Origin of the sequence: Ralstonia sp. RL (genome assembly GCF_001683835.1) — a bacterium.
GTDB lineage: Bacteria > Pseudomonadota > Gammaproteobacteria > Burkholderiales > Burkholderiaceae > Ralstonia > Ralstonia mannitolilytica.
In genome coordinates, this window is record NZ_LWRX01000246.1 from 32,626 (window position 1) to 53,507 (window position 20,882).

Here is a 20,882-nt window from a genome sequence, read left to right on the forward strand (position 1 = left end):
CCTTCGGATCGGCCGTGCGGGTTTTCGCACGGCACGCGCGGCCGATTCTGAGAATCCGCACACTCCTCCCGTCTCCCGCCATTCGGCCACTTTCCCGCAAAGCCTGACACCACGGGCGTTTGCGGGACGCCCGCGCGCCTGCTTCCTGCATGGAATGCTTCTTGAGTAAGAGCGACCACTCATAAACCGGCGGACCGCCCCGCACCTGGCGCACGACACCACCCGGTGACGTGCCACGGGCAAGGCCGCCACGCTCCAAGGAGACATCATGACTCAGCCCCAGGCTGGCGCGGTCACGGGCGACTTTGCGCCCGCCCAAGCCCCCGCGAAAGACACCCCGGCGGACGTTCGCCGCCGGCTGCGTTCCATCTTCTCCGGTTCGGTCGGCAACCTGGTCGAGTGGTACGACTGGTACGTCTATTCGGCGTTTGCGCTGTACTTTGCCAAGGCGTTCTTTCCCAAGGGCGACCAGACGGCGCAGTTGCTCAACACCGCCGCGGTGTTTGCCGTCGGCTTCCTGGCGCGTCCGGTGGGCGGCTGGCTGATGGGCATCTATGCCGATCGCTATGGACGTAAGCGCGCGCTGTTCTTCTCGGTGGTGCTGATGTGCCTGGGTTCGCTCATCATCGCGCTCACGCCGAGCTACGCGACCATCGGCGTCGCGGCGCCCGTACTGCTGGTGCTCGCCCGCCTGCTGCAAGGCCTGTCGGTCGGCGGGGAATACGGCACCTCGGCCACGTACCTCAGCGAGGTCGCCAACAAGGAAAACCGCGGTTTCTATTCGAGCTTCCAGTACGTCACGCTCATCGCCGGGCAACTGACGGCGCTGGCGCTGCTGATCGTGCTGCAGCAGTTCGTGCTTTCGCCGGCGCAGTTGGAGGCGTGGGGCTGGCGCATTCCGTTCTTCATCGGCGCGCTGTGTGCGCTGGTGGCGATGCGCATGCGCTCGCACATGGAAGAGACGGAGTCCTTCACCGCCGCCAAGCAGAACAAGAGGCGCGGCACGCTGGCGGAGCTGGCCAAGCATCCGCGGGCCGTTGCGACCGTGGTCGGCCTCACGCTCGGCGGTACGGTGGCGTTCTACACGTACTCGATCTACATGCAGAAGTTCCTGGCCAACACGGTGGGGCTGACGAAGGACAAGGCAACGCTGGTGTCCGGCGCCACGCTGCTGCTGTTCGCCATCCTGCAGCCGATCGTGGGCGGCCTGTCCGACCGCATCGGCCGTCGCCCGATCCTGATCGCGTTTGGCGTGCTGGGTACGCTCTTCACGGTGCCCATCATGACCGGCATCAGCCAGACCACCAACGTGTGGATGGCCTTCTTCCTGATCATGGCCGCGCTGGTGATCGTCTCGGGTTACACGTCGATCAACGCCGTGGTGAAGGCCGAGCTTTTCCCGGCGGAAGTGCGCGCGCTCGGCGTAGGCCTGCCGTATGCGCTCACGGTGTCGATCTTTGGCGGCACGGCGGAGTACATCGCGCTGTGGCTCAAGCAGATCGGCCATGAGCCGCTGTTCTACTGGTACGTGACGGGTACCATCTTCATTTCTCTGATGGTGTACGTGTTCATGCGCGATACTCGCAAGCATTCCCGCATCGAACACTGAGCTCATGCCCGCCACCGACGGCCATGCCGATCACCTTGCCCACCCCGTACGCGGGCCCGGCTGGCGGTTGGCCGTCGCGCTGGCGATGGCCGCGTGCTGCGCGGCAGCGGGGTGGGGCGCTTATGCGATGGCCCTGCAGCGCTACGTGGCCACGCGCGCCGAAGAAGCCGGCCAGCGCACCACCTTCTATGCGCAGAACCTGCGCAGCACGCTCGCCCGCTATGAGTCGCTGCCGCGCCTGGCGGCACTCGAGCATGTGCTGCACGTGGCGCTGCAGGCGCAGCATCATGCCGGTGACGCCGCCATGCGGCGCGCCGCCAATGCCTACCTGAAAGAAGTGCAGGCCGCCACCGATCTGTCGGCGGCCTATCTGCTCGACACGACGGGCCTCACGCTCGCTGCCAGCAACTGGGATCTCCCATCCTCCTTCGTCGGCCGCAACTACGCATTCCGCCCGTACTTTGCCGAAGCCATGCGCGAAGGCCTGGGCCGCTTCTACGGCGTGGGCAACACCACGGGCGAAACGGGCTACTTCCTCGCGGCCCCGGTGCGCGAGGCGGGCAAGCCGATCGGCGCCGTGGTCGTCAAGATCAATCTGGATGCGTTCGAAGCCACGCTTTCGCGCAGCGGCGATACCGTACTGCTGGTCGATCGGCATGGGGTGATCTTCCTGAGCTCGGTCCCTGAATGGAAGTACCGCACGCTCGGCACATTGAACGCCGACCAGCGCGCCGCCCTCGATGCGACCCGCCAATATGCGCCGCATGCGTTGACTCCGCTCGACACGCACGGTGCGAGCGTACCCTTTTCTGCGGACCGGCCGCCGCAGACGGTGCACGTGGCGCTGCCCGGAAAATCGCCGTCCACGCTGCGCGTGCAATACCGCCCGGTGGATCTGCTCGGCTGGCAAGTCGCCGTGCTGATCGACCCGCGCGACGAGCAACGGACCGCCCTCGTGGCCGGCGCCAGCGCGGCGTTTGCGATGGCGCTCGCGTTTGCCGTGTTGGTTGCGCTGCGCCTGCGTGCGCGCCGCCGGGAAGAACAGCGCCGCGCCCGCGCCGCACTGCGTGAGGTGCAGCGTGACCTGGAGGCGCGCATCGCCCAGCGCACCGCCGAGTTGACGTCGGCCAACACCGCGCTCGCCAGCAAGGTGGAGGCGCTCGACGCCGCGCAGCGCATCCTGCGCGAGACGCGCGACGCCGCCGTGCAGGCCGGCAAGCTCGCCGTGCTGGGGCAGATGGCCGCCGGCATCACGCATGAACTGAATCAGCCGCTCACCGCGCTGACCACGCTGTCCGACAACGCCAACCAGCTCGCCGAGCGCGGCCGCATCGACGAAGTGCGCAGCAACCTCACGCACATCAGCCAGCTTGCCAACCGCATGGGCCGCATCGTTTCGCACATCAAGGCGTTCTCGCGCAAGGGCGACGCCGCGCGCGCCGCTGTGTCGGTCGACGAGGCGATCCGCCAGGCGCTGATGCTGGTCGAAACGCGCCGCCGCCAGGCCGCTGTGCCGATCATCGCCGCGCCCGTGCCGGCCGAGCTTGCCGTGTGGGCCAATGCGGTGCGGCTCGAGCAAGTGCTGGTCAACCTGATCCGCAACGCCATCGACGCCACCGCCGAGGCATCGCGGCCCGAGCCTGCGGCCGTGCATGTACGAGTCGAACCCGTGGACAAATGGGTCCGCATCACCGTGCGCGACTTCGGCCCCGGTATTCCGGACGAGGTGCTGCCGCGCCTGTTCGAGCCGTTCTTCACCACCAAGGACGACGGCCAGGGGCTGGGCCTCGGGCTGGCGATCTCGCTGGCCATCGTGGAGGATTTCGGCGGCCGGCTCATCGGCCGCAATGCCGAAGACGGTGCAGGTGGCGCAGAATTCCTCATCGAGCTTGAACGCGTTGACCCACCGCATGCCTGAAAACGTTTCTTCCGACCTCGCTGCCGTCGACCACGCGCCCGTCTTCCTGATCGAAGACGACGATGTGGTGCGCCTGGGCTGCGAGCAAGCGCTCGCCCTGGCCGACGTGCCGGTGCAGGCCTTTGCCGATGCCGAAAGCGCGCTGGCGGCGCTCGCCACGCAAACGCCCGCCGTGGTCGTGACCGACGTCCGCCTGCCCGGCCGCGACGGCCTGGCCGTGCTGCGCGAGATGCTGCAGCACGACCGCCAGCTGCCCGTCATCCTCATCACCGGCCACGGCGACGTGACGATGGCCGTGGCCGCCATGCGCGCCGGTGCCTACGACTTCATGGAAAAGCCGTTCCACTCCGAGCGCCTGGTCGACGTGGTGCGGCGCGCGCTGGAGAAACGCCGGCTGACTTCCGAAAACCTGCGCCTGCGCGAGGCGTTGCAGGGCCGGCAGGCGTACCCGCTCATCGGCCAGAGCGCCGCCATGCAGAATGTGCGCCGACTCGTCACGGCGCTGGCGCCCACCGATGCCGACATCCTCGTCACCGGCGAGACCGGCTCGGGCAAGGAAGTGCTCGCGCGCGCCATCCACGAGGGCAGCCGGCGGCGCGGGCCCTTCGTTGCGCTGAACTGCGCGGCGCTGCCCGAATCGGTGTTCGAGAGCGAAATGTTCGGCCACGAGGCCGGCGCCTTTACGGGTGCCAACCGGCGCCGCGTCGGCAAGATGGAATACGCCGATGGCGGCACGCTGTTCCTGGATGAAATCGAATCGATGCCGCTGGCGCTGCAGGCCAAGCTGCTGCGCGCGCTGCAGGAGCGCAGCATCGAGCGGCTGGGCAGCAACGCGAGCGTGCCGGTCAACTGCCGCGTGGTGGCCGCCGCCAAGGTGGATCTGAAAGAGGCCTCCGACCGCGGTGAATTCCGCGCCGACTTGTACTACCGCCTGAACGTCGTATCGATCGCATTGCCGCCGTTGCGCCAGCGGGCGGAGGACATCCCGCTGCTGATGGCGTACTTCCTGCAGCAGGCGGCGGTGCGTTACGACCGTGCCGCGCCTGACTGGTCTGCGCAGGACATGATGCGCTGGCAGCACCACGACTGGCCGGGCAATGTGCGCGAACTGAAAAACGTCGCCGAGCGCTTCTGCCTGGGTCTCGACGACGGCCTGGTCGCGTCGGAAGCGAGCCAGCACTCGCTGGCGGGCCGCATGATGGCGGTCGAGCGCGCCACCATCGAAGAGGCCCTGCGCGCCACCGAGGGCAACGTGGCGCGCGCGGCCGATCTATTGTCCGTGCCGCGCAAGACGCTCTACGACAAGCTCAACCGGCACGGCATCGAGCCGGAGCGGTTCCGCAGCAGCTAGCGAGGAGGTCGACGCGCGCTAGCGCAGCGACGATTCGCCGGTCTTCCGGCCACCCTGCGGCGGCCAGCACGTCGCCGCCAGCAGAACCGCGACGACCGCGTAGATCGCTTCCGTCACCGCCAGCGGCATCACATGCACCTGGTAGAGCGCGGCGGGCAGATCGGCGAGCGCGTGCAGCAGCATCGCCACCACGACGAGCACAAGGCGGCGCTGCCGCACGGCATGCCACACCACCAGCGTGAGCGTGAACTGGATCAGCATCGCCGCCATGCGTTCGGCCACCGCCCCCGCCGCAAGCCACGGCGAGAGCTGCGCGAGCATCGCGTGGATCGTGCCGGCCATGGCGTCGGCGCCGCTGGCGGCCAGGCGCGCGTCGAGCTGGCCCTGGTTGGCGGCCACGCCAAAGGCCACCATCTGAGCCTGCGACGCCGTACCGACGAGCCACGCCTCGATACCGGCATGCCCGAGCGCATAGGCCACGGGCGTCGCAGCATCGCCGGGTCTGCGCGTCAGGAACCGCAAACCGAGCCAGCGGCCGGTTTCCTCGAACACGCCCGCCATCAGCGCGCCATAGACGACGAACAGCGCGGGAGCGCGCAGCCATTGCGCCGTCGCCGGATTGACCTGCAGCAGGTAGACGTGCAGCGCGCGCTCCAGCACCAGCGCAACGACCACGAACACCGCCGCGCCGACGCCAATGTCGCGCCACGCCAGGTCGAACCGCCGGCGCAGCCAGAACCACGCCACGATGGGAACGCAGGCGAGCAGCAAGGCCGCGCTGGCATGAGCAAGGAGGGCAGGCAGGGCAACGACGGGCATGGCGAAGATGTGGCGCGTGAGGAGGTGGGCCGCATCCTACCTGAGCGCCACGGGCCCGAGTCTTGCGGATCGATTGTTACAATGCATGGATGGCAGCAGATGCCGCGATTCTTGATAGGGCAGGGCAGACGGTCGTGAAACGCATGATGTGGCGGTGGATCTGGATGTGCGGCGTCGGCATCGGCGCGGTGGGTGCGGCAATGCCGGCGCAGGCTGCGTCCCGCTGGCATGAATACCTCACCACGACGTCGGTCTCGGCTTCCATCGACCGGACCTCCCTGCGCGCCAATCGCCCTGGCCACAAGACGTTTCTCGCGCGGACGGTGCTCAAGCGCAGTGAACGCCGCGCGCATGGCGCCCGCTATCGGCCTGGCACGGTGATCCTCTCGCGCCAGGAGATCGATTGCCGCCGCCACCGCATCCGTCTCGTCGACTACGTCGTGCGTGGCCCCGACGGCGCCACGCTCGACACCGACACCGCCGACGGCGCGCACTGGATGCGCATCCGCTCCGGCACGCTCGCGGCCCGCTCCGCCGCGTACGTCTGCGGCCGCCGCTAGCGCGGCATCGCCCCGGCGCTGCGCGCGCGGCTCGACAACGGCCGGCCGCCATAGCACTATGGTGTGGCCCACGACAACAAGAAGGCATCGGCTCCGAGGCGCCGCTGCCGGCCGACCGTTTCGATGAAACTGACCCTCAAATCGCAGGCGGCAATCATGGCGACCGTCATCAGCGTGGTGCTGGTGAGCCTGTTCGGCTGGTCGCAGCGCGAGCCTATCCGCCGCGAGATGATGGCGCAGATCCAGGCGCAGCAGACGGCCCTGGCGAAGGTGTCGGCCGAAGACCTGCAGCAGCGGTTGGACACCTACCTGGGTGTGCTCGAACGCACCGCGCGGCAGATGCGGACCGTGCGGTTCGATACGCCGCAGCAGGAAGCGGCATTCTTCGCGTCGATCGAGCCGGCGGCAGGCCTGTTCGACAGCGTGTTTCTGGCCACGGCGGGCGGCGACGTGACGGCGCTGCGCCCGTTCCGCGAGGGCGTGGTCGGCATCAACATTGCCGACCGTGACTACTTCAAGCAGGTCATGGTGGTCGATCAGCCTGCCGTTTCCGCGCCGCTGAGCAACCGCGTGGGCGGCGAGCCCATCATCATCCTGGCCGCGCCCGTGCATGATGAGGCGGGCCGGCCGGTCGGGCTGATCGGCGCATCGCTGTATCTGCTCAAGCCGAACTTTCTGGGCGCGCTGCGTGACATGCGCGTCGGCCAGACCGGCCATGTCTACGTGGTTGCGCATGGTCCGAAGCCGATCTTTATCGTCCACCCCGACGCCGGCAAGGTCCTGGCGCCGCTCGATTCGGATCCGGCCGTGGCGGCGGCCTTCCGCGCCGATCCGTGGGCCGCGCCCGAGTCGGGCGCCGACGTGGTCGCCAGGCAGGACGTGGTAGCGGTCGGGTGGACGCTGGCTGCCGTGCTGCCGGGGGCAGAGGCCAATCGCCAGCTTTCCATCATGCGCCAGCGGTTCCGGTGGTCGGTGATGGCGCTGGCCGCGTTGATCGGGGTGTCGGTGTGGGCCGCGATGCTGTGGCTGCTGCGCCCGCTCGGCCGGCTGCACGCCGCCATGACGCAGCTCTCCACGACCGACCTGCGCAATGCCCCGCCCCTGGAACTGCCGGTCGCTTCGGCCGAGATCGAAGCCGTATCGACCGCCTTCCACAAGCTGATGAGCGAGGTGACACGCCAGCGCGCGGAACTCGAAGCCGTAAACGATGCCTCGCCGCTCGGCCTGTTCCGTACCGATACAGCGGGCCGCACCATCTATACCAACGAGGCGTACCGCCGCCTGCTGGGCGCAACGCACGACGAAGCGCTGGCCGACGTGTGGCTGCAGCGCCTGCATCCGCACGACCGCGACACCATCATGGCCGGCTGGCGCGATGCGGTGACGCGCGGCGTCGGCTACAGCGCCGAGCAGCGCGTGATCGTGCCCGGAGTGGGGGAACGGCTGCTCGTCGTCAACACGGCGCCCGTGCGCGTGGCGGGCAAGGTGGTGGGCCACGTGGGCGCGATGGAGGACATCACCGTCCGGGCGCGCGCGCAGCAGGCCTCGCGCGTGCTCACGAAGATTCTCGACTCCACCACGGACTTTGTCGCGCAGTGCGATGTGGACGGCAACGTCACGTACATCAATCCGGCCGGCCGCCGGTTTGCCGGCATCGCCGAGGACGCCGACGTGCGAGGCATGTCGGTCGAGGCGTTCTATCCGCCCGGAACGATGCAGTGGCTGCGCGAAGTGGCCGTGCCGGCGGCAGCACGCGACGGTGTGTGGATCGGCGAGACGACCGTACGCAACGCGCAGGGCAAGGACGTGCCGATCAATCACATGATCATCGCGCACCGCGATCCGGCCGGTGCGATGGAGCACTTCTCGTCCATCATGCGCGACATCACGCGGGATCGGGCAGCCAAGGAGGCACTGCAGCGCAGCCGCGAGACGCTGCAGACCGTGACCGACGCCATTCCCGCGCTGGTGTCGTTCATCGATACCGACGAGCGCTTCCGCTTTCTGAACGCGGCTTACGAAAAGACCTACGGGCGGCCTTCGTCCACCATGCTCGGGCAGACCGTGCGCGAGGTCGTGGGCGATGCGCCCTATGCCACCATGCAGCCCGCCCTGCGCCGCGCGCTGAACGGCGAGACCGTCGTCTTCGAGCGCGAGCATCGCGGCCGCGACGTGTATCGCTGTGAAGAGATCACGTACCTGCCGCAGTTCGATGCGCAGGGCCGTGTGAGCGGCGTGCACGCCGTCACGCTGGACGTGACGGAGCGCAAGAAGCAGGAGCTGCGTCTGCGCGCGCTGACCACGACCGACCACCTGACCGGTCTGCTGAACCGCGCGGGCTTTGAAGCGCGGCTCGCCATGGCGCTCGACCAGGCGCGCGTGGCGGCCTCGGCAGGGGCCTTGCTGCTCATCGATCTCGACGGCTTCAAGGCCATCAACGATACCTACGGTCATGCCACCGGCGATGCGCTGCTGCGTGCGTTCGCGCAACGGCTCGCGCGCGCGGTGCGCCCGTATGACGGCGTGGCGCGGTTCGGCGGCGACGAGTTCGCCGTGATCCTGGAGCATCTCTCGCAGCCGGACGACGCCAGAACGGTCGCGGCCAATATCCTTGGCGCATGCAACAGGCCGTTTCGGCTTGGCGAAGCGATGGTGCGGGTCGGGGCAAGCATCGGCGGGGCGCTTTTCGATGCGCGCACGCTCGCGCAGAACGCCGTCTTCGAGGCGGCCGACGAAGCGTTGTACGAGGCCAAATCGCGCGGCAAGGGGCTGTTCGTCAGCGCGGATGAACTTTCCACCGGATGACCCCGCGGCGCCGCACACCACGCAGAAACAGGTACGCCCGGTAGCATCGGGCCGAGCAATCCGGCGCGTGCTGCGGCGCAATATCGGCCTCCCGGCTTGGGTGGCGGACAATTCCCTATCGCACGACCGTGCGGTTTCCGGTAAAGTCCCGCGACTGACTGCGCGCGCCAGCCACCCTGGCGCGCCGCACGAGAGCGCTACACCCAAGGCGCCTTCGCTTCACTCTCCGACGCACTTCCTGGCTGCGCATGCCCGACCCGGCACCGCGCGCCTGGCTGGTTTGCCGATGTCATTGCCCGTCGAGCCCGACGGCGCCGTGCACGGCGCGCGCGCGGCCGGACGCGATGCAGGGCGCATGGGGAGGAGCGACGGTGTTGGGCCAGCGCACTCTTCGGAACATCGCAATCGCGACGGATAACAAGGAGCAGGTTCACATGCAAAACACGATCAAACGGCTGCTGTTGACGGCAGTGGCTGCGGGGGCGGCAATCGCAACGGGCGCGGCAACCGCGGCCCAGGACATCAAGATCGGCGTGGCAGAAGCACTGTCGGGCGGCGCAGCCCAGTACGGCGTGGCCATCCGCAACGGCTTCCAGCTGGCGACTGACGAGATCAACGCTGCCGGCGGCATCAACGGCAGCAAGATCGCGCTGGTGATCGAAGACGAGCAAGGCAAGAAGGAAGAGGCCATCAACGTCTTCAAGAAGCTGATCTTCCAGGACAAGGTGACGATGGTGTTCGGCCCCACGCTGTCGAACTCCGCGCAGGCGGCTGACCCGATCGCGCAGGGCGCCAAGACGGTCGTCTTTGGCACGTCCAACACCGCGGACGGCATCACCAGCATCGGCGACTACGTGTTCCGCAACTCCGTGACCGAAGCCGACGTGCTGCCGGCCACGATCCAGACCGTGGTCAAGAAGGCCGGCGTGAAGAAGGTCGCCGTGCTGTACGGCAACGACGACGTCTTCACCAAGAGCGGCTACGACAACTTCAAGAAGGCGCTCGAAGACCTGAAGATTCCCGTCACGACCACCGAGACCTTCGCCAAGGGCGACGTGGATTTCAAGGCGCAGCTCACCAAGATCAAGGCGACGAATCCGGATGCCATCGTGCTGTCGGCGCTGATCGCCGAGGGCGGTCCGATCATGGTTCAGGCCCGCCAGCTCGGCCTGAACGTGCCCATCATCGGGGGCAACGGCATGAACTCGGTCAAGGTGTTCGACCTGGCCAAGGACAAGTCCGACAACCTGTGGGTGGGCAGCCCGTGGTCCATCGAGAACCACACCCCCGAGAACAGCAAGTTCATCACCGCCTACACGGCCAAGTACAAGGCCGCCCCGGACCAGTTTGCCGCGCAGGCGTATGACGCCATGTACATCGCGGCGGCCGCGCTGAAGAAGGTGAAGTTCACCGGCGACCTCGCCGCGGACCGCAAGGCCATCCGCGATGCGCTGCCGGCGGTCAAGCACACCGGGGCAACCGGCGCGTTTGCGTTCCGCCAGGTGACGGCGCGCGGCAAGCCGGCCGGCTACGACGCCGTGCAGACGCCGATCGTGAGCGTGACCAAGAACGGCAAGTACACGATCGAGAAGTAATCTTCGGTTCTCTATGGACCGGGCAAGCGGGGCGTAGCGAAACCTACGCCCCATCGCTTTTTTTGTGGCCGCTTTGCAAAACGCGGCCACACCTCACTCTGATTCATCATGCTGGAACAGCAACTCGTCAACGCGCTGTCGCTTGGCTGCGTGTATGCGTTGTTCGCCCTGGGGTTCACGCTGGTGTTCGGCATCCTGGGCGTGATCAACCTGTCGCACGGCGCGGTCTTCATGCTCGGTGCCTACGCGGCGCTGCAGGTCGTGACGCATTTCGAACTGCCGCTGTGGGCGGCGCTGCTCGTGGGCTTCGTCGTCAGCGGCGTGGCCGGGCTCATCATCGATGTGCTGCTGCTGCGCCCCTTGCGCCGCCGCAACGCACCTCACCTGATCCCGATGATCGCCACCATCGGCGCGGGCATCGCCATCAACAACGCCATGCAGGGCGTGTTCGGGGCCGAGAACCTGCGCTTTCCGTCCGGGCTCGTCTCCGATGCCTCGCTGGACCTTGGCGGCATTCACCTCACGTCGCTGGAGCTGGGCATCATCGTCCTGTCGTTTGTGCTGATGGCCGGGCTCATGCTGCTGCTCAAGCGCACGCAGCTCGGCCGTGCGCTGCGGGCGATTGCGGAGTCGCCCAAGGCGGCGGCGCTGCTCGGCATCAACGTGGAAGGGCTGTTCCTGCTCACGTCGTTCGCGGCGGCGGCGCTCGGCGGCCTTGCCGGCGTGCTGATCGGCCTGTACTCCAACGCGGTGTTCCCGCTGATGGGGCAGCCGATGCTGCACAAGGGCATCGCCGTCATCATCCTGGGCGGCCTGGGCGACATTCGCGGCGCGATGCTGGGCGGCCTCTTCCTCGGCTTTGCGGAGGTGCTGTCGGTGGCCTACATCGGCTCGACCATGCGCGATGCGGTGGCGTTCGGCCTGCTGTTCCTGATCCTGCTGGTGCGGCCCCAAGGGCTGTTCGGCAAGGTGCTGGAACGCAAGGCATAAGGAGACCGGCGACATGGAGTGGTTCGACAATTTCTGGTCGGTCTACAGCAACCTGGTGCTGACGCTGGGCATCAACGCGCTGCTGGCGCTGTCCATCTACCTGACGCTCTCGTGCGGCTTGCTGGCGATGGCGAACGCGGCCTTCATGGGCATCGGCGCGTATACGTCTGCGCTGCTGACGATGAATGCCGAGATGCCTTTCCCGGTGGCGGTGCTGGGCGGCATGGCGGCACCGGCCGTGGTGGCGTTCGTCATCGGCGGGCCGACGCTGCGCCTGTCCGGCGTGTACCTGGCCATGGCGACGCTGGGCTTTGGCGAAGTGGTGCGCGTGCTGATCCTGAACACCGAAGACTGGACCGGCGGCGCGCTGGGCCTGAACGGCATTCCGCAGCTCACCCAGTGGTGGCACGTGGCGCTGGCCGTGGCGGCCACGCTGTTCGTGCTGGCACGCATGCGCCGCTCGAAGGTCGGCCGCGCATTCGAGGCCATCAAGGAGGACGAGACCGCCGCCGGGCTGATGGGCATCAACGTGGCCGGCACCAAGCTGCTGGCGTTCGTGCTCGGTGCGGTGATTGCCGGCCTGGCTGGCGCACTCAATGCGCACCTGACCTTCTTCATCGGCCCGAACGAATTCGGCTTCGACCGCGGCGTGGAAATCCTTACCATGGCCATCCTGGGCGGCACGAACGGCCTGATGGGGCCGGTGCTCGGCAGCGTGATCCTGTCGCTGCTGCCCGAACTGCTGCGCGCGTTCAAGGATTTCCGCCTGGTCGTCAACGGCGTGATCCTGATGGTGATCGTGCTGTTCCTGCCCAAGGGCATCTGGGATCCTGCGCGTTTCGCGCGCTGGTTTGGCGTCAAGCGCGGCGGCACCATGCCCGGCGCGTCGGCGGCTTCCAATGAATCGCACTGAGGAGGCCCCCATGCTCAAGCTCACATCCATTTCCAAGCGCTTTGGCGGCCTGTCGGTCCTGCAGGACGTCAACATCGAAGTGCCGCAGGGCAGTATCTTCGGCTTGATCGGCCCGAACGGCGCCGGCAAGACGACGGTGTTCAACCTGATCACGGGGCTGCTCGCACCCAGTGGCGGCTCTCTCACGTTCAACGGCGAAGACCTCGTCGGCAGGAAGCCGCACCACATCACGCAGATGGGCATCGCCCGCACGTTCCAGAACATCCGCATCTTCAAGGAGATGACGCTGCTCGAGAACGTCGTGGTGGGCATGCATCGCCACCTGGACTACGGCGCGCCGGGGCTGCTGCTCTCGCTGTCGAAGTACCGCGCTGCCGAGCGCCGCGCGCGCGACCGGGCGCTGGAGCTGCTCTCGTGGGTCAAGCTCGACCACAAGGCACACGACATTGCCGACAACCTCTCGTACGGCGACCAGCGCAAGCTCGAGCTCGCGCGTGCCCTGGCGACCGAGCCGAAGCTGCTGCTGCTCGACGAGCCCGTCGCCGGCATGAACACCGGCGAGAAGGTCGACCTCATGGCCGAGATCGAGAACATCAAGGCGCGCGGCTACACGATCTTCATGATCGAGCACGACATGCGCTTCGTGATGGGCCTGTGCGAACGCATTGCCGTGCTGAACTTCGGCCGCATCATCGCCGAGGGGCCGCCGGAGGCGATCCGCAACAATCCGCAAGTCATCGAGGCGTATCTGGGCAGCGATGACGACGAAGCCGACGGTTCCGGCGCCGCAGAGAAGGAGACAGCATGACGACGCTGCTGGAAGTCAAAGGGCTGCAGGTGTCGTACGGGCACATCGCGGCCGTCAAGGGTATCGACTTTGCACTCAGGGCGGGCGAGATCACCTCGCTGGTCGGTGCAAACGGTGCCGGCAAGTCCACCACGCTGCTGGCGCTCTCCGGCCTGATCCCGAAGGCGCAGGGTGAGGTGCGCGGGCAGATCCTGTTCGAGGGCGAAGACGTGACGCAGTGGTCGGCCCACAGGCGCGTGGAGCGCGGCATCGTGCAGGTGGCCGAAGGCCGCGCCACGCTCACCACCATGACGGTGCGCGAGAACCTGGAGCTCGGCGCCTACACGCGCAAGGACCGCGGCCAGATCGCGTCCGACCTGGAGCGCGTGTTCCATCTGTTCCCTCGCCTGAAGGAGCGCATCGACGGCATGGCCGGCAACCTGTCGGGCGGCGAGCAGCAGATGCTTGCCATCGGACGGGCGCTGATGGCCCGCCCGCGCGTGCTGTTGCTCGATGAACCGTCGATGGGGCTGGCGCCGATCATCGTGCAGGAGATCTTCCGCATCCTGCGTACGATCAACGCCGAAGGGCTGACGATCTTCCTGGTCGAACAGAACGTACGCCAGGCGCTGAAGATCGCGCAGCACGGCTACGTGCTCGAAACCGGCCAGATCGTGCTGGCCGACAGCGGGCAGAACCTGCTCGGCAATCCGCGCGTGCTCGAAGCCTATCTGGGCGGCTGAACTCACATCGCACACCACCGGCGCCCACTTCGGCGCCGGTTTTTTTTGCAAAGCGTACCCGTTTCTGCGTACGCTCAATGCCCCGCCAATACGTGCCGCTGCGCCTCGAACAAGGCGATCATGGCATCGGCCACGGCGCGCACGCGCGGCGATCGACGCACGTCCGGGTGGATGGCAAGCCAGATGTCCCGGTGCAGCGCAGGGTCGTCGATGGGTAGCCGGCGCAAAGGCGTACCCGTTTCTGCGGGCGCGCCCAGGAAGTGCGGCAGCGCTGCCACACCCAACCCGGCCAGCGCGGCCTCGTGCATCGCCAGCAGATCGCTGCAGCGTAGAACCACACGCCGCTCGCCCGCGAATGCATCGAGCCAGCGTTGCTGCGGCACGTGCCGCAGGCCTTCGTCGTACCCGATGAATTCCCATTCGGCTTCGGGGCGTGCGATTGCCTCAGCCGTCGCGTACAGGCCGTAGCCGAGGCTGCCGAGCGGCCGCGTCGCCAGCGTCGAGGCCGTGGGGCGCGACAGCCGGATGGCGACATCGGCCTCGTGCGCCATCAGGTTGGCGTTGCGCTTTTCGCCCAGCAGGACCACGTCGATGCCCGGCCATTGCCTGCGCAGTGCCGTGAGGTTGGGCGCGATGACGTGGCTGGCGATGGTGGGCGGCGCCGAAATGCGGACCGTGCCGCGCAGGCTGCCCGCGCCCGCGGCTGCGCGCGCAAAGCCGGCGGCTTCCTGCTCCATGCGTTCGGCGCGGTCGGCAAGCGCATGGCCCTCCGCGGTCAGGCGCCAACCGCGCGGCAGCCGATCAAACAGCCGTACCCCCAGCGATTGCTCGAGCGCATCGGCGCGCCGTGCCACCGTGGTGTGTTCCACGCCGAGCCGCCGCGCCGCAGCCGACAGGCTTCCCTCGCGCGCCAGCACGAGAAAGTAGCGCACGTCATCCCACTGCAGCGAAGAAGAAGGTTCGGCCGCCGCAGCGCGCGCCTGCGCACGCTTAGCCCAACCCGTGTGTTTTTGCACAGAACGTGGTCAATTTTTCCGGATTCCCGGGCGATTCTGAACGGAATACGCTTCTTTCACAACGTGACACACGCGGCATCCACACCACGGATATCGAAAAGCGTACCCATTTCTGCGAGGACACCTGCCATGCCTGCCAAGGTCATTCAACTCCGCGAAACCGGACCAGCATTGGGTTTGCAGCCCGCCAGCGTCATGCTCGCGCCGCCCGCTCCCCATGCGATGACGGTGCGGCACACCGCCGTCGGGGTGAACTTTGTGGACGTGTATCACCGCACCGGGTTGTATCCGGTACCCGCGTTTCCGGCCGTGTTGGGTGTGGAAGGCGTGGGCGTGGTCGAAGCCCTGGGTTCGGACGTGCGCGGCTTTGTGGTCGGCCAGCGGGTCGCATGGGCCGGGCTCATCGACGGGGCGCCCGGCGGGTATGCCAGCCATCGCAACATCCCGGCCGAGCGGGCGATTGCACTGCCCGGTGCGCTCGATGACGACACCGTGGCGGCGACGCTGGTTCGCGGCATCACGGCGCACATGCTGCTGACCCGTGTGCGGCGGGTGCAGCCGGGCGATACGGTGCTGGTGCACGCGGCCGCCGGCGGGCTGGGGGCGCTGCTCGTGCAATGGGCAAAGCGGCTCGGCACCAGGGTGATCGGCGCCGTCGGCAACGAGGCCAAGGCGGCCGTCGCGCTTGCCCATGGCGCCGACCACGTCGTGCTGTATCGACAGCACGACATGCGCGAAGCCGTGTTGCAGCTCACTGGCGGGGAGGGCGTCGATTACGTCATCGACGGTGTGGGCGGCCCGATGCTGCACACCGCATTGGCGGTGGCGCGGCCGTTCGGCATGGTGGCGAGCATCGGGCAGGCCGGCGATGTCGAGAACGCGCAAACGCAGACGGTGGACCTTGCGGCGCTTGGGCCCTCGCGGTCCATTGCGCTGGCGCGGCCCGGCGTGTTCCGCTACATGGCCGATCTGTCGCGTTACCGCGATGGCGCACAGGCCGCGTTGCAGCGCATGCTGGAAGGCCTGCGCGTGCCGCTGGGCGGTACGTACCCGCTCGAAGACGCTGCTGCCGCGCATGCCGTGCTGGAGGCCGGCCACACGACCGGCGCACTGCTGCTGCGCCCCTGAGCGTACCCGTTTCTGCGAGACGCCTTGCGAGGTGAAAGCGTCCCGCTGTGCCAACCCGTCACCTCACCTACAAGGAGCCGTGCATGCTGTACCTGATTCTCTTGACCTACAACGCGCCGCTTGCGCAGCTCGACCGCGTGTTGCCCGCTCACCGGGCGCATCTGGATGCGCACTACGCCAGCGGCCATTTCCTGATGTCGGGGCCGTTCTTTCCGCGTGAAGGCGGCGGCATCCTCGCGCGCGCGGCTTCCCGGGAAGAGATCGACGCCATCGTTGCGCGCGATCCGTTCGTCGTCGAAAACCTCGTGCAGGCGCGCGTGATCGCATGGGGCCCGAACCGCCGCAGCGCCGATACACCCTCGGCATGGCTGCCCGACGCTGTCGTTGCGACCTCGACATAAAGCCGCGCGGCACGGCCGCTATCATGGCGATCTGCCATGTCCTGGACCGTCATGCCCGACACGCCGCCACGCTCACCCACTTCACCTGTTCACATGCCATGGTGGCAACGCGTACTCGCGCGGCTGCCGTTCGGCCGCGAACACCTCGTGTTCGTCATTGCCGGGGTGATCGGATGCGCGGGGGCGTTGTCGACGATCGTGTTTCGCGAGTGCCTGCGCCATCTGCAATGGTGGCTCTCGGGCACGGACCAGGGGCTGGTGGCCACGGCCCGTGCACTGCCGTGGTGGGCGCGCCTGGTGGTGCCGGCGGCCGGGGGGGTGCTGGCCGGCATCACACTGCAGGTGGGCTTGAGGTGGATCCCCCGCAAGGGGTCGGAAGACTACATGGAAGCGATTGCCGTGGGCGACGGCGTGCTCAGCGCGCGGCAGAGCCTGGTTCGCAGCGCGTCGTCGCTGTGCTCGGTGGCCAGCGGGGCATCCATCGGGCGTGAAGGGCCGATGGTGCAACTGGCGGCGATGTGCGGTTCGTTGCTGGGCCGGGTGTTGGGGCGCTGGACGCTTGTGTCGGTCGAGCAGTTGCGCCTGCTCGTGGCGTGCGGCGCAGCCGCGGGGATCACGTCGGCATATAACGCGCCAATTTCCGGGGCGGTGTTCGTCTGCGAAATCGTGTTTGGCGTCATCACGACGGCAACGCTTGGGCCCTTGCTGGTGGCGGCCGTCACGGCCGACATCGTGGTGCGCCAGTTCTTCGGCTACGGCGCGGTCTACGAGATGCCGCACTTCGATTTCGTCTCGGGCTGGGAGGTGCTGACGTATCTTGGGCTGGGCCTCGCGGCGGGCATGGCGGGCCCGCTGCTGCTGGGGCTCATCGACCGCGTGCGCGATGCATTTGCGCGGACCCGCTTGCCGCTCCCGTTGCGGCTCGCGGCCGGCGGCCTGATCGTCGGCGCGCTTTCCATTGGCGTGCCCGAAGTCTGGGGCAACGGCTACAGCGTGGTCAACGGCTTCTTGCACGAGCCGTGGCTGTGGCAGACGGTGGCGCTCGTCCTCGTCTGCAAGGTCGCGGCGACGGCGTCCAGTGCGGGGTCCGGCGCCGTGGGCGGTGTGTTTACGCCCACGCTCTTCTGTGGAGCCGCGCTTGGCCTGTTGTACGGTACGGGCATGCACGCGCTGTTGCCCGGTGCGGCCCCGGTGCCCGTCAGCTATGCGGTGGTTGGCATGGGCGCGCTGCTGGCGGCCACCACGCATGCGCCCCTCATGTCGATCCTGATGATCTTCGAGATGACCCTGTCCTATCAGGTTGTGCTGCCCCTCATGCTCGCGTGCATTGCGGGTTATGTGACCGCGCATGCGGCGGGCGCGCCGTCGGTGTATGCGCGCGCGCTGGCGCGCAATCGTGACGATACGCAACACGCTTCCTCCGCCTCAGGCGCTACGCAGAAATAGGTACGCTTCGCGCTCGCGGCGCCCTATCGGCCGCCACAAAACCCTCCGTTCTCAGCAAAAAAGAAGAAAAAGCGATCTATAAATCGCTTCCTGGTGTGCACGTTCGGGAACTTTTTGAAGAAAGTGCGACAAGTTGTTGCTGTTGAGAATCACTATCATTTATATTTGCGCTCGACATTCGTAGTGCGCTCTCGTGCACGGCGGCACGGGCGCAGGAGGGCGCCCGCAGCGGCCGGCATTCACAGAAAAAGGGGCGCCGCTGGAGAAACCACGACAATGAACCGCCGTACCCCGATCGCCAGCGCCCTGCTGGCGTTGTCTGCCACGCCCGCCGTTGCTCTTGCCCAACAAGCCGCGCCCGCCCAGGTGGCAGCCACGGCCACCACCACGCTGCCTGAAGCCGTCGTCAAGGGCACCGCGCCGCGCGACGACTACAACGCCGTCAAGAGCTCCATCTCCAAGCTGCCCGAGAACCTGCGCGATGTGCCGCAATCGGTGACGGTCGTGCCCAAGGCGCTGACGGATGCGCAAGGCGGCAGCTCGCTGGCCGATGCGCTGCGCAACGTGCCAGGCATCACCATCGGTGCGGCCGAGGGCGGGCAGATCGGCAACAACATCAACCTGAACGGTTTTTCTGCACGTACCGACATCTACCTCGACGGCTTCCGGGATCGCGGCCAGTACTACCGTGACCTGTTCGCCCTCGATTCGGTGGAAGTGTTGATGGGCCCGTCGTCGATGCTGTTCGGCCGCGGTTCGACGGGCGGTGTCATCAACCAGGTGACGAAGAAGCCGAAGCTGAAGGCCGCCACGGAAATCACCGGTTCGGTCACCACCAACGGCCTGGTGCGCGCCACTGCCGACGTCAACACGCCGACGTCCGAGACTTCCGCTTTCCGCATCGCCGCGATGGCGCAGAACGGCAAGACGAGCACGCGCGACGAGATGACCGCGCAGGATTTCGGCGTCGCCCCGTCGTGGCGTTTCGGCATTGGCACGCCGACCGAGGTGACGCTCTCCGCGCTGCTGCAGCACAACCGCGACATGCCGGATTACGGCCTGCCGAACCTCAACGGCCACCCGGTCAACGTCAGCCCCAAGACGTACTACGGCTACACCGACGACCGCACCACGCAAGATGTGGCGTCGTTCTCGGCGAATATCGATCACAAGTTCTCGCCCAACCTGCGCCTGCGCAACCAGACGCAGTTCAACTACGTGCAGACCGACGCGCGCGAGACGGCGCCCAACGCAGTGGGTACGGTCAATTCGTCGGGCGTGTTCACGGCCCTGACCAACAGCAATCTGCCGCTGTCGGCGCTGTCGGTGCGCCTGCAAAGCCACGACCGCCGCATCCGTGACTACTCGTTGTTCAACCAGACCGAGCTGACGGCCAAGTTCGATACGGGTTCGGTCAAGCACACGCTGCTGGTCGGCACCGAGTTCGGCCACGACGGCTACGACAACCAGAATTACTATCGCAACGGTTCGTGCAACGGTACGCCGCTGGCGCAGTCGAGCATGACGAGCGGCTTTGTCTCGTGCGAGCCGCTGGTCAGCCCCAGCTACACCACGTCGCCGGCGAGCACGCCGTCGAGCCTGGGCAACCTGCAGGGCGGCTCGGCCAACACGGTAGCGGCGTACTTCAACGATTCGATCGAATTCACCAAGCAATGGAAGGCCGTCGCCGGCCTGCGCTATGACCGCTACGTGGCGAGCATTTCGAACTCGCTGAATGCGGCGAATACGCCGGCGTCGGCCAAGATCACCGCGCTGCCGTACGCGCAGCAAACCGTGAACTTTGTCAGTACGCGCCTGGGCGGCATCTGGCAGCCGACGGACTGGCAGTCGTACTACGTGTCGTACGGCACGTCGTTCAACCCGTCATTGGAGCAGCTCGTAGGCACCACGGGCCAGCAGAACCTGGACCCGGAGAAGAACAAGTCGTACGAGGCCGGCGGCAAGTGGGACCTGCTCAACGGCGACCTGTCGGTCAGCTCGGCGCTCTTCCAGATCACCAAGGACAACGCCCGCACGCAGGTCGATAGCACGACATACACGCTGGCGGGCAAGATCCGCGTGCGCGGCGCACGCCTCGGCGCGACGGGCCGCCTGACCGACAAGCTGCAGCTCTTCGCGGGCTACACGTACCTCGACGCGCAGATCGTCAACGGCATCGGTGCCGGTACGCAGGGCATGGTGCCGGCCAACACGCCCAAGCACTCGGCCACGGTGTGGACGAGCTACACGTTCCTGCCGAACTGGGAGGTGGGCGCCGGCGCGTTCTACATGTCGCAGCGCTACGCCAACAACACCAACACCGTGCAGGCGGGCGGCTTCGTGCGCTGGGACGCCATGCTGGCCTACCACCAGCCCAAGTACGACGTGCGCCTGAACCTGTTCAACGTGTTCAACAAGACGTATTACGATGCGCTGATTCCGTCCGATGGCGGTCGCGCCGTGCCGGGTACCGGCCGCGCGGCGATGCTCTCGGTGGTGTATCGCATGTAATGGCTTGGGGGATGGGCCCCGGGCTCATCCTTCTTTCCTGAGCGCCATGCTGGTCTGCATTCCGAATGTCTTCAACGCTGCGCAGGTGGCTGCGCTACGCGACCTGCTCGACAACGCGGGCGATGCCTGGGTGGATGGCCGCGTGTCGGCCGGCTATTCGGGGGCGCCGGTCAAGATCAACCAGCAGGTCGATGAGGGCTCGGAAGTGGCCCTGCAGTGCCAGCAACTCATCCTGAGCGTGCTGGAGCGGCACCCGCGCTTCATCAGCGCGGCGTTGCCGAATGTGGTGT

The 20,882-nt window shown here is 67.2% G+C and carries 16 protein-coding genes and 1 pseudogene; 15 read left to right on the top strand and 2 right to left on the bottom strand.

Annotation, left to right across the window (positions count from 1 at the left end; translation table 11 throughout):
- Positions 1-268 precede the first annotated feature (268 nt).
- Genes A6M56_RS22055 through A6M56_RS22065 form a run of 3 tightly spaced genes read left to right on the top strand, consistent with a single transcriptional unit; the run spans position 269 to position 4,878 of the window.
- Entirely contained in the window at positions 269-1,609 is a 1,341-nt protein-coding gene (locus A6M56_RS22055) for an MFS transporter (RefSeq protein ID WP_045219095.1), read from the top strand.
- A 4-nt stretch (positions 1,610-1,613) separates the two neighbouring features.
- Positions 1,614-3,527 (top strand): sensor histidine kinase, encoded by a 1,914-nt coding sequence (locus A6M56_RS22060; RefSeq protein ID WP_045219093.1) that lies wholly within the window; start codon positions 1,614-1,616, stop codon positions 3,525-3,527.
- Positions 3,520-4,878, top strand: coding sequence for a sigma-54-dependent transcriptional regulator (locus A6M56_RS22065; protein ID WP_045219090.1), 1,359 nt, complete (start codon positions 3,520-3,522; stop codon positions 4,876-4,878). Before A6M56_RS22060 ends, A6M56_RS22065 begins: the two co-directional genes overlap by 8 nt.
- 18 nt (positions 4,879-4,896) lie before the next feature.
- On the opposite strand, the gene A6M56_RS22070 is transcribed toward A6M56_RS22065, so the two are convergent.
- The gene (locus A6M56_RS22070) at positions 4,897-5,697 is read right to left on the bottom strand and encodes a YhfC family intramembrane metalloprotease (protein WP_045219087.1); all 801 of its coding nucleotides are present in this window, start codon (positions 5,695-5,697) and stop codon (positions 4,897-4,899) included.
- A 143-nt stretch (positions 5,698-5,840) separates the two neighbouring features.
- Here A6M56_RS22070 and A6M56_RS22075 point away from each other — a divergent pair, with 143 nt between their 5' ends.
- From A6M56_RS22075 to A6M56_RS22105, 7 genes are all read left to right on the top strand, one after another.
- The gene (locus A6M56_RS22075) at positions 5,841-6,257 is read left to right on the top strand and encodes a surface-adhesin E family protein (RefSeq protein WP_233902564.1); all 417 of its coding nucleotides are present in this window, start codon (positions 5,841-5,843) and stop codon (positions 6,255-6,257) included.
- A 123-nt stretch (positions 6,258-6,380) separates the two neighbouring features.
- Entirely contained in the window at positions 6,381-9,062 is a 2,682-nt protein-coding gene (locus A6M56_RS22080; RefSeq protein ID WP_102079189.1) for a sensor domain-containing diguanylate cyclase, read from the top strand.
- Positions 9,063-9,496: 434 nt separating this feature from the next.
- Complete coding sequence (locus tag A6M56_RS22085; RefSeq protein ID WP_045219080.1) at positions 9,497-10,657, top strand: ABC transporter substrate-binding protein; 1,161 nt, start codon at positions 9,497-9,499, stop codon at positions 10,655-10,657.
- Between the two features lie 108 nt (positions 10,658-10,765).
- Positions 10,766-11,647: a branched-chain amino acid ABC transporter permease gene (locus tag A6M56_RS22090; protein WP_045219078.1), complete on the top strand. Its 882-nt coding sequence runs from the start codon at positions 10,766-10,768 to the stop codon at positions 11,645-11,647.
- A gap of 13 nt (positions 11,648-11,660) precedes the next feature.
- Positions 11,661-12,560, top strand: a complete 900-nt coding sequence (locus tag A6M56_RS22095; RefSeq protein WP_062738581.1) for a branched-chain amino acid ABC transporter permease — start codon at positions 11,661-11,663, stop codon at positions 12,558-12,560.
- Positions 12,561-12,570: 10 nt separating this feature from the next.
- Positions 12,571-13,368, top strand: coding sequence for an ABC transporter ATP-binding protein (locus tag A6M56_RS22100; RefSeq protein ID WP_045219074.1), 798 nt, complete (start codon positions 12,571-12,573; stop codon positions 13,366-13,368).
- Positions 13,365-14,090 carry an ABC transporter ATP-binding protein gene (locus A6M56_RS22105; protein ID WP_045219072.1) on the top strand — a complete coding sequence of 242 codons (726 nt, stop codon included), beginning with the start codon at positions 13,365-13,367 and terminating at the stop codon, positions 14,088-14,090. Before A6M56_RS22100 ends, A6M56_RS22105 begins: the two co-directional genes overlap by 4 nt.
- A 74-nt stretch (positions 14,091-14,164) precedes the next feature.
- On the opposite strand, the gene A6M56_RS22110 is transcribed toward A6M56_RS22105, so the two are convergent.
- Positions 14,165-15,037, bottom strand: a complete 873-nt coding sequence (locus A6M56_RS22110; protein ID WP_102079454.1) for a LysR family transcriptional regulator — start codon at positions 15,035-15,037, stop codon at positions 14,165-14,167.
- 198 nt (positions 15,038-15,235) lie between these two features.
- On the opposite strand from A6M56_RS22110, the gene A6M56_RS22115 reads away from it, so the two are divergent.
- The 5 genes and pseudogenes from A6M56_RS22115 to A6M56_RS22135 form a co-directional block, all read left to right on the top strand.
- Positions 15,236-16,234: a quinone oxidoreductase family protein gene (locus A6M56_RS22115; RefSeq protein WP_102079190.1), complete on the top strand. Its 999-nt coding sequence runs from the start codon at positions 15,236-15,238 to the stop codon at positions 16,232-16,234.
- Positions 16,235-16,317: 83 nt separating this feature from the next.
- Entirely contained in the window at positions 16,318-16,635 is a 318-nt protein-coding gene (locus A6M56_RS22120; protein ID WP_062738578.1) for a YciI family protein, read from the top strand.
- A gap of 51 nt (positions 16,636-16,686) precedes the next feature.
- Entirely contained in the window at positions 16,687-18,081 is a 1,395-nt protein-coding gene (locus tag A6M56_RS22125) for a ClcB-like voltage-gated chloride channel protein (protein ID WP_102079455.1), read from the top strand.
- A gap of 276 nt (positions 18,082-18,357) precedes the next feature.
- The gene (locus A6M56_RS22130; protein ID WP_062738577.1) at positions 18,358-20,592 is read left to right on the top strand and encodes a TonB-dependent receptor; all 2,235 of its coding nucleotides are present in this window, start codon (positions 18,358-18,360) and stop codon (positions 20,590-20,592) included.
- Between the two features lie 46 nt (positions 20,593-20,638).
- Positions 20,639-20,882, top strand: a pseudogene (locus A6M56_RS22135) (PKHD-type hydroxylase); the annotation flags it as partial.

Bases quoted from the DNA above. Each gene is read 5' to 3' on its own strand.
- A6M56_RS22100 (WP_045219074.1), top strand. From the start codon at position 12,571: ATGCTCAAGCTCACATCCATTTCCAAGCGCTTTGGCGGCCTGTCGGTC.
- A6M56_RS22095 (WP_062738581.1), top strand. From the start codon at position 11,661: ATGGAGTGGTTCGACAATTTCTGGTCGGTCTACAGCAACCTGGTGCTG.
- A6M56_RS22120 (WP_062738578.1), top strand. From the start codon at position 16,318: ATGCTGTACCTGATTCTCTTGACCTACAACGCGCCGCTTGCGCAGCTC.
- A6M56_RS22085 (WP_045219080.1), top strand. From the start codon at position 9,497: ATGCAAAACACGATCAAACGGCTGCTGTTGACGGCAGTGGCTGCGGGG.
- A6M56_RS22065 (WP_045219090.1), top strand. From the start codon at position 3,520: ATGCCTGAAAACGTTTCTTCCGACCTCGCTGCCGTCGACCACGCGCCC.
- A6M56_RS22075 (WP_233902564.1), top strand. From the start codon at position 5,841: ATGATGTGGCGGTGGATCTGGATGTGCGGCGTCGGCATCGGCGCGGTG.
- A6M56_RS22070 (WP_045219087.1), bottom strand. From the start codon at position 5,697: ATGCCCGTCGTTGCCCTGCCTGCCCTCCTTGCTCATGCCAGCGCGGCC.
- A6M56_RS22055 (WP_045219095.1), top strand. From the start codon at position 269: ATGACTCAGCCCCAGGCTGGCGCGGTCACGGGCGACTTTGCGCCCGCC.
- A6M56_RS22115 (WP_102079190.1), top strand. From the start codon at position 15,236: ATGCCTGCCAAGGTCATTCAACTCCGCGAAACCGGACCAGCATTGGGT.
- A6M56_RS22105 (WP_045219072.1), top strand. From the start codon at position 13,365: ATGACGACGCTGCTGGAAGTCAAAGGGCTGCAGGTGTCGTACGGGCAC.
- A6M56_RS22060 (WP_045219093.1), top strand. From the start codon at position 1,614: ATGCCCGCCACCGACGGCCATGCCGATCACCTTGCCCACCCCGTACGC.
- A6M56_RS22090 (WP_045219078.1), top strand. From the start codon at position 10,766: ATGCTGGAACAGCAACTCGTCAACGCGCTGTCGCTTGGCTGCGTGTAT.
- A6M56_RS22080 (WP_102079189.1), top strand. From the start codon at position 6,381: ATGAAACTGACCCTCAAATCGCAGGCGGCAATCATGGCGACCGTCATC.
- A6M56_RS22130 (WP_062738577.1), top strand. From the start codon at position 18,358: ATGAACCGCCGTACCCCGATCGCCAGCGCCCTGCTGGCGTTGTCTGCC.
- A6M56_RS22125 (WP_102079455.1), top strand. From the start codon at position 16,687: ATGCCCGACACGCCGCCACGCTCACCCACTTCACCTGTTCACATGCCA.